General features: G+C 72.2%; 10 protein-coding genes. 6 read left to right on the forward strand and 4 right to left on the reverse strand.

The window, feature by feature from the left end:
• Positions 1–56: 56 nt before the first annotated feature.
• Positions 57–407, reverse strand: a complete 351-nt coding sequence (locus DY240_RS24795) for a DoxX family protein (protein WP_119662379.1) — start codon at positions 405–407, stop codon at positions 57–59.
• A gap of 99 nt (positions 408–506) precedes the next feature.
• Here DY240_RS24795 and msrB point away from each other — a divergent pair, with 99 nt between their 5' ends.
• Positions 507–923, forward strand: a complete 417-nt coding sequence (gene msrB, locus DY240_RS24800) for a peptide-methionine (R)-S-oxide reductase MsrB (RefSeq protein ID WP_119662380.1) — start codon at positions 507–509, stop codon at positions 921–923.
• Positions 924–960: 37 nt separating this feature from the next.
• Positions 961–1,377 carry a GNAT family N-acetyltransferase gene (locus DY240_RS24805; RefSeq protein ID WP_199702360.1) on the forward strand — a complete coding sequence of 139 codons (417 nt, stop codon included), beginning with the start codon at positions 961–963 and terminating at the stop codon, positions 1,375–1,377.
• Between the two features lie 40 nt (positions 1,378–1,417).
• Here DY240_RS24805 and DY240_RS24810 read toward each other — a convergent pair whose 3' ends face one another.
• On the reverse strand, positions 1,418–2,044 hold the full coding sequence (locus DY240_RS24810; RefSeq protein ID WP_119662382.1) for a TetR/AcrR family transcriptional regulator: 627 nt from the start codon (positions 2,042–2,044) through the stop codon (positions 1,418–1,420).
• Between the two features lie 65 nt (positions 2,045–2,109).
• Between DY240_RS24810 and DY240_RS24815 the strand changes: the two genes are divergently transcribed.
• The 4 genes from DY240_RS24815 to DY240_RS24830 all read left to right on the forward strand — a co-directional run bounded on the left by DY240_RS24815 (position 2,110) and on the right by DY240_RS24830 (position 5,356).
• The gene (locus DY240_RS24815) at positions 2,110–3,693 is read left to right on the forward strand and encodes an MFS transporter (RefSeq protein WP_158602992.1); all 1,584 of its coding nucleotides are present in this window, start codon (positions 2,110–2,112) and stop codon (positions 3,691–3,693) included.
• 30 nt (positions 3,694–3,723) lie between these two features.
• Entirely contained in the window at positions 3,724–4,068 is a 345-nt protein-coding gene (locus DY240_RS24820; protein WP_119662384.1) for a cupin domain-containing protein, read from the forward strand.
• Positions 4,069–4,133: 65 nt separating this feature from the next.
• Entirely contained in the window at positions 4,134–4,637 is a 504-nt protein-coding gene (locus DY240_RS24825; protein ID WP_119662385.1) for a sigma-70 family RNA polymerase sigma factor, read from the forward strand.
• A 125-nt stretch (positions 4,638–4,762) separates the two neighbouring features.
• Positions 4,763–5,356 carry a hypothetical protein gene (locus tag DY240_RS24830; protein ID WP_147375508.1) on the forward strand — a complete coding sequence of 198 codons (594 nt, stop codon included), beginning with the start codon at positions 4,763–4,765 and terminating at the stop codon, positions 5,354–5,356.
• A 4-nt stretch (positions 5,357–5,360) separates the two neighbouring features.
• Here DY240_RS24830 and hemQ read toward each other — a convergent pair whose 3' ends face one another.
• Together hemQ and DY240_RS24840 are read right to left on the reverse strand one after the other, a co-directional pair.
• Positions 5,361–6,065, reverse strand: a complete 705-nt coding sequence (gene hemQ, locus DY240_RS24835) for a hydrogen peroxide-dependent heme synthase (protein WP_119662387.1) — start codon at positions 6,063–6,065, stop codon at positions 5,361–5,363.
• On the reverse strand, positions 6,062–6,774 hold a 713-nt coding region (locus DY240_RS24840), incomplete at its 5' end, for a protoporphyrinogen/coproporphyrinogen oxidase (RefSeq protein ID WP_199702358.1). The genes hemQ and DY240_RS24840, both read right to left, overlap by 4 nt.

The following is a 6,774-nucleotide window of genomic DNA, read 5'->3' on the forward strand; positions in this document are numbered from 1 at the left end:
ACACCAGTCCCAGTGGTCACAACGGTCATGATGGCCCCTTCGGTAGGACCAACCGCTTACACAGACCATCTGACACGCCCCAAGGCGATGTCCTTCGTGAACTGGACCATCTCCTGCTGCCGCGTCATCGGCTCCTTCTCACGCCAGAAGGCGTGCATGAGCACCGCCGTGAGCAGCGTGAACAGCCCGAGCAGGATGGCGCCGACGTCCATCCACACACCGAGCAGCACCGACAGCGCACCGACCAGGATCTGCAGGCCGCTGAGCAGCACCATCGGGCGTCCCGGGCGGACACCTCGGCTCTCCGCATAGCCGGCCATCGCGCCCTTGTCGGTGAGGTGGCCGGCCGCGCTGGAGAGGAAGAGCGCGACGAAGAGGATGCGGCCGATGAGGAACACGACGTCCATGTCGTCCTCCGGGGTACGGGGATTTCATCCTCATCATGCTCACACCGGCGCCCGCTCACACCCCGGGAATCCGGTCGTTGTCCAGGAGGTTCACCAGACATGAGCTACGAGATCCAGAAGACCGACGCCGAGTGGCGGGCGGAGCTGACCCCCGAGGAGTACCACGTCCTGCGCGAGGCCGGCACCGAGCGGGCCTTCACCAGCCCGCTCGAGCACGCCGACGACCAGCCGTTCGTGTACTCCTGTCGCGCGTGCGGCGCGGAGCTGTTCGAGTCCGCCACCAAGTTCGACGCCCACTGCGGGTGGCCGTCGTTCTACGCCCCGCTGGCCGAGGACCGCGTCGAGTACATCGAGGACCGCACCCTCGGCATGGTCCGCACCGAGGTCCGCTGCGCCCGCTGCGGCTCGCACCTGGGCCACGTCTTCCAGGGCGAGGGCTTCCCCACCCCGACCGACCTGCGCTACTGCATCAACGGCATCTCCCTGCAGCGGCGGGCGGCCGATCCGGCACACTGAGCCGGTGACTGCCGACCTCACCCTCCACGTCGCGACCATCGACCAGCTCGACGCGCCGACGCTCTACCGTCTGCTGCGCCTGCGCTCCGACGTGTTCGTCGTCGAGCAGGGCGACCCCTACCCCGAGCTCGACGGCCGCGACCTCGAGCCGACCGCCGTCCACCTCTGGCTCACCCGCGGCGACGACCCGGTCGGCTACCTCCGCATCCTCGACGAGCCCGACGGCGCGGCCCGCATCGGCCGCGTCGTGGTCGCTCCGGACGCCCGCGGCGCCGGACTGGCCGGCCGGCTGATGTCGGCCGCACTGGAGCGCATCGGCGCGCGTCGATGTGTCCTCGCCGCCCAGGTCCAGCTGGGCGATTTCTACGCCCGCTACGGCTTCTCCGTCACCGGCCCCGAGTTCCTCGACGGCAGCATCCCGCACCTGCCCATGGCCCGCCCGGCCCCGCAGTGACCGTCGTCGATCCCCCGGGTGGTGCCACAGCGCGTCGCCGTCAGTGCGGTTCGTGCTCCGCGTGCGCGGTGGCCTCGCGCAACAGGGCGTCGGCGTCCGTGGCGATCCCCCGCAGCTGGGCGATGACGACCGCCTCGATCTCGTGGTGGTCCATCGGTTCCGCGCCGAGCAGCAGACGGTAGAAGACCAGGGAGCTGAGCGCGTCGACCGTGAGCGGCAGGTCGACGTCGTCTCTGAGGTCGCCTCGCCGGCGGGCCTCGAACAGGGTCCGGTGGACCGCCCGCCTCGGCGGGTCGAGCACGGCCTGTGTCAGATGCTGCTGCACGGAAGGGTCGTCGTCACCTTCGGCGAGGAGCTGTGCGAGCGTGCCCGCCCCGAGACGACGGAAGGCACGCGTGATCAGCGTCAGGCACTCGTGCAGATCGCACAACGTGCAGCCGGTGCTCGGCGCTTCGATCCGGCCCAGCCGGTCCTCCAGGACGGCCAGGGTCAGCCGGTGCCGGTTCGGCCACCGCCGGTAGACCGCCGTCTTGCTGACACCCGCCCGGCGAGCCACGTCCTCGATGACCACGCCGCGATACCCGTGGCGGTCCAGCACCTCGGCGGTCGCGTGCAGCACCGCGGCGTCGATCTGCGTGCTCCGAGGCCGGCCTCTGCCGATCGCCATGCGTTCACCATACCTTAAAATGAATACGAAACGGCGCGTAGCGTAAAGGAGCGATGGTGGCGTCCATGCGGGATCGACCGGCAGCTGGAGCCGACGCTCGGGCCTGGTGGGGGCTGGGACTGCTCATGGTGCCCGTCTTCATGGCCGCCCTCGACATGACCGTGCTGTTCCTCGCCATGCCGACGATCGCCGCCGACCTGCTGCCGTCGGGCACGCAGCAACTGTGGGTCCTGCACATCGGCGACATCGCCGGGGCTGCCCTCGTCCTCACGGCGGGCCGCCTCGTCGACCGGTTCGGGCCCCGCCGGCTGCTCGTCCTCGGCATGCTCGCCTACGGCCTGGCCTCCGGGCTGGCCGCCTTCGCGCCCACGGTCGAGCTCCTGATCGCCGCCCGCATGCTGCTCGGAGCCTCGGCGGTCACCATGGCCCCGGCCGGGATGGCCCTGCTCCGTCGCATGTTCCCGGTCTCGCGGCAGTTCTCCACGGCAGTGGCGCTGTTCATGGCGGCGTTCTCCGGCGGCATGGCGTTGGGGCCGCCGCTCGGTGGCGTCATGCTGCAACACTTCTGGTGGGGCTCGATCTTCCTGGTCAACGTCCCGATCGCGCTGGCCGTGGCCCTCCTCGCCCGTCGCCTGCTGCCGTCGGTCCGCGGCACCGGGACCGGACGCATCGATGTCGTCAGCGTGGTGCTGTCCATGGCCGGCATCGCCGGAGTCGTCTACGGGGTGCAGGAAGTCGCCGCGAGCGGATGGAGCGTCCTGCACGCTCTGGCCGCCGCCACCGGGGCGCTTCTGATCGCAGCCTTCGTGCGCCGCCAGCGAGGCCTGGCCGACCCCTTGCTGCGACTGGCGCTGTTCCGGTCGGCGCCGTTCACGCTCGGGCTGGTCGCCATCTGGCTCGTCATCACGGCGACCGCCGGTGCCGAGCTCCAGTTCGCCCAGTACCTCCAAGTGGTGGCCGGCCACTCCACTCTCGCCACGGGCGCCCTGCTGGTGATTCCGGCCCTCGTCTCCGTGGCGGCCACGGCGGCGTCACCGGTGCTGCTGCGCCGGCTCCGTCCCGGCTACGCGATGGGACTGGGTGTGCTCGTCGCTCTCGCCGGCGCCGTCGGCATGCTCGTGGTGGTGACCACCGAACCGCGGGAGACCGTCTTGCTCGTCAGCGGGGCCGCGCTGATGGCCGCGGGAATCGCGCCGGTGTTCGCCCTCGGGACCAACGTGGTGCTGACGCACGCGCCCGTGCACCAGACCGGCTCGGCGCAGTCGCTGCTGGAGGTCGGCGGAAGCCTGGGCAACACCGCTGGGCTGGCGCTCGGTGGGACGGTCGCCTATCTCGGCTACTCCCGCAGCCTCCAGGACGCCCTCCCGAGCGGGCTGAGCGACGAGGCCTCCGAGCAGAGCGTCCAGAGCATCGGCGGGGCGATCACCGCGAGCCAGGGTCTCCCGGCGGAGCTGGCGGTGCGGCTCACCACGGCGGCACAGGACGCGTTCGCCGTCGCCACCCGTGATGCCTATCTGGTCGCCGTCACCGGACTCGCCACGCTCGCCGTTCTGGTCTTCCGAGGTCTGCGGACCGCGCGGATCGAGGAGGAACCGGACGGCGACGCCGATCCCACGACCGGACGCGAAGAGCACGCGGACCGGCGCTGACCACGGAGCACACCTGAAGGGACACCTCACATGACCCAGGCGACACCCTCGGTACGGTCGTTCGGCACGGCGATGAGCGACCGGACGATCCAGGTCGGCCACCGCCAGATCTTCGTCACCCCGGCGGTGGAGAAGACCGACGGAGGACCCCTGAGCGCCTACTCGGCGCGCTTCGGCCGCGGCGAGGTGGCCGACCTGCCTGCGCCGTACGAGGAGGTCTGGGTGGTGCTGCGCGGCGCCCTCCGGATCCGCGGCGGCAGCGGGGAGGTCGTGGTCGGAGCGGGCGACTTCGTGCAGGTGCCGGAGCAGTCGCCGGGCACGGTCGAGGCGATCGAGGACACCGTCCTCGTGTGCGTCTCCGTGCCGGCACACTGATCTGAGTCGTCCCCCAACCGGATCACCGCGCCGCTCGTCCTAGGTGATGAGAGGCGGGTGATCGGGTGGCGGACTGGGAGCGGGTCTTCACCGACCTGGCGGACGGCCGCGGCCAAGCGCTGCTCCGGTACGCGTACCTGCTGACCGGCGACGCCGCCGAGGCGGCCGACCTGGTGCAGGAGGCGATGCTGCGCGCCTTCGGACGGACGGCGCGCGGGCTGACGCTGGAGTCGGCCGAGGCGTACGTCCGGCGCGCGATCCTCACGCTCCACATCGACGGCCGGCGACGGTCGGGACGGTGGATGCGGGTCCGGCACCTGGTCACCGGCCGCGAGGACGTCGCCGGGCCGGAGGGGATGGTGGTCGACGGCGCCGACCTGCGCTCCGCCCTGGCGGCGCTGTCGCCGCGGCAGCGCGCCTGCGTGGTGCTGCACTACTACGAGGACCTCTCGGTGGCGCAGGTCGCCGACGTGCTGGGCTGCGCGCCCGGTGCGGTGAAGCGGCACCTCAGCGACGCCCGCGCCCGCCTGGAACCCCTGCTCAGCGACTCGCGGGAGGGACTGCGATGACCCTGCGTACCCGGTTCGACGACCTCGCCGCGGAGGCCCCGGATCCCCGCGCGCTCGACCTCGACCGGCTCCGCGGCCGCATCGTCCGGCGTCGGCGGACGCGGCTCGCCACCGCCGGTGCCGCGGTGGTCCTCACCGCGGCAGCGGCGTCCACGGCTGCTGCCGGTCTGCTCGACCAGGACGGACCGGTCGCGCCCCCGGTGGCCGGCGACCCGTCGCCGACGCCGACCGGCGCGGCGACCCCACCAAGGTGGCCAGCGCCGTTGCAGGAGGCCTTCACCACTCGGGGCTGCGGCTGGATGGTGAAAACCCTCGGTCCGGCCCCTGAGGCGCCCCTGGAGATGACCGTCGACCTCGACGACTCCGTGGATCTCGGCCGCGATTGGGCGGAGCCCATCGGCACAGCGACCGTCACCAACGTCAGCGAAGAGCCGTTCACCGGCGCGACCGGCCGGTTTCCCGAAACGTTCGTCGCGCACGACGGTTCGGTGGTCACCGAACCGGCACCGCAGCAGGCGTCACTCCACGGCGTCGTGCTGGCACAAGGACAGAGCGTCACCTATCCGGTGCACTCGTTCCTCCGGATGTGCACTCCGGGCGACGTGACCCAGCCGCACCACGAGCCGCTCGAACCCGGCACCTACCAGGTATACGTCGAACTGGAGTTCGTCGATGCGTTTACGCTCTACAGCGGGCCGATTGACCTCGTGGTCGAGTGACCGGCTACGGCAGGGCGGCCACCAGCTCGGGCAGCTCCAGCCGCCGCCCGGTGTAGAACGGGATCTCCTCGCGGACGTGCCGCCGCGCCTCCGACCCGCGCAGATGCCGCATGAGGTCCACGATGCGGTGCAGCTCGTCGGCCTCGAAGGCGAGGATCCACTCGTAGTCGCCGAGGGAGAACGAGGCGACCGTGTTGGCACGCACGTCGGGGTAGTCGCGGGCCATCTGGCCGTGCTCGGCGAGCATCTGGCGGCGCTCGGCGTCGGGCAGCAGGTACCACTCGTAGGACCGCACGAACGGGTACACCGACACATACGCGCGCGGCTCCTCGTCGGCCAGGAAGGCCGGGATGTGGCTCTTGTTGAACTCGGCCGGACGGTGCAGCGCGGCCTGCGACCAGACCGGCTCGAGCTGACGGCCGAGCGCGGTGCCGCGGAACCGCTGGTAGGCCGTCTGGAGGTCCTCGATGGCCGGCGCGTGCCACCAGATGAGGATGTCGGCGTCGGCGCGCAGGCCGGCGACGTCGTAGGTGCCGCGGACGACGACGTCCTTGGCGGCGAGCTCGGCGAACAGCGCCGTCACCTCGTCGGCGAGGTCGGCCCGCGACGTGGCGCCCAGCGGCGAGCGCAGCCGGAAGACCGACCACATGGTGTAGCGGATGACCTGGTTCAGCTCGCGGGCCTTGGGCTTGGACGCGGTGTCGCTCATGTCTCGATCCTGGCACGCCGCTCCGACAGGTAGGCGGCCACCCTCCCCGCGGCGTCGCGGGCCGCCCCGACGCAGGCCGCCACGCCGACGCCGTCGTACACCGCGCCGCAGACCGCCAGCCCGGGCACGGCCTCGACGGCGGCCCGCACCCGCGCGACCCGGTCCAGGTGCCCGACGGCGTACTGCGGCAACGCGCCGCCCCACCGGGTGACGCGGGAGTCGACGACGGCGCCCGCGTAGCCCGTCGCGGCCCGGACGTCGGCCAGCGCCGCCGCGACCAGGTCGTCGTCGTCGCGTTGCAGGTCGCGAGCTTCGCCGTGCCGGCCCAGCGACGCGCGCAGCAGCACCAGTCCGCCGGCCCGTTCGCCCAGCCACGGCCACTTCACCGACGAGAACGTCACCGCCTTGATCGTCCGCCCGTCGACCGGCGGCACCAGGAACCCCGACGACGACGGCGCCGCCGGGAATCCGTCCGCCGGCAGCGCCAGCGTGACGATCGCCATGCTGGCCGCCTCCACGCCGCCCAGCTCCGCCGCGGCCGCCGGGGCCGCCGACGCGAGCAGCCGGGCGGCCGCGACCGCCGGGGTCGCGACCACGACCGCGTCCACGTCCAGGACCGACGGCGCCGGCACCGGGCCGGTCACCAGTCGCCAGCCGTCGGCCGTCCGCTCCACCGACCGCACCGTCACGCCGGTGCGCACGTCCGCTC

Source organism: Jiangella rhizosphaerae, from assembly GCF_003579925.1.
GTDB classification, from domain to species: Bacteria; Actinomycetota; Actinomycetes; order Jiangellales; family Jiangellaceae; genus Jiangella; species Jiangella rhizosphaerae.

Coding starts and splice junctions, on each gene's coding strand:
- DY240_RS24795 (WP_119662379.1), bottom strand. CDS start 407: ATGGACGTCGTGTTCCTCATCGGCCGCATCCTCTTCGTCGCGCTCTTC.
- DY240_RS24820 (WP_119662384.1), top strand. CDS start 3,724: ATGACCCAGGCGACACCCTCGGTACGGTCGTTCGGCACGGCGATGAGC.
- msrB (WP_119662380.1), top strand. CDS start 507: ATGAGCTACGAGATCCAGAAGACCGACGCCGAGTGGCGGGCGGAGCTG.
- DY240_RS24810 (WP_119662382.1), bottom strand. CDS start 2,044: ATGGCGATCGGCAGAGGCCGGCCTCGGAGCACGCAGATCGACGCCGCG.
- DY240_RS24815 (WP_158602992.1), top strand. CDS start 2,110: ATGCGGGATCGACCGGCAGCTGGAGCCGACGCTCGGGCCTGGTGGGGG.
- hemQ (WP_119662387.1), bottom strand. CDS start 6,065: ATGAGCGACACCGCGTCCAAGCCCAAGGCCCGCGAGCTGAACCAGGTC.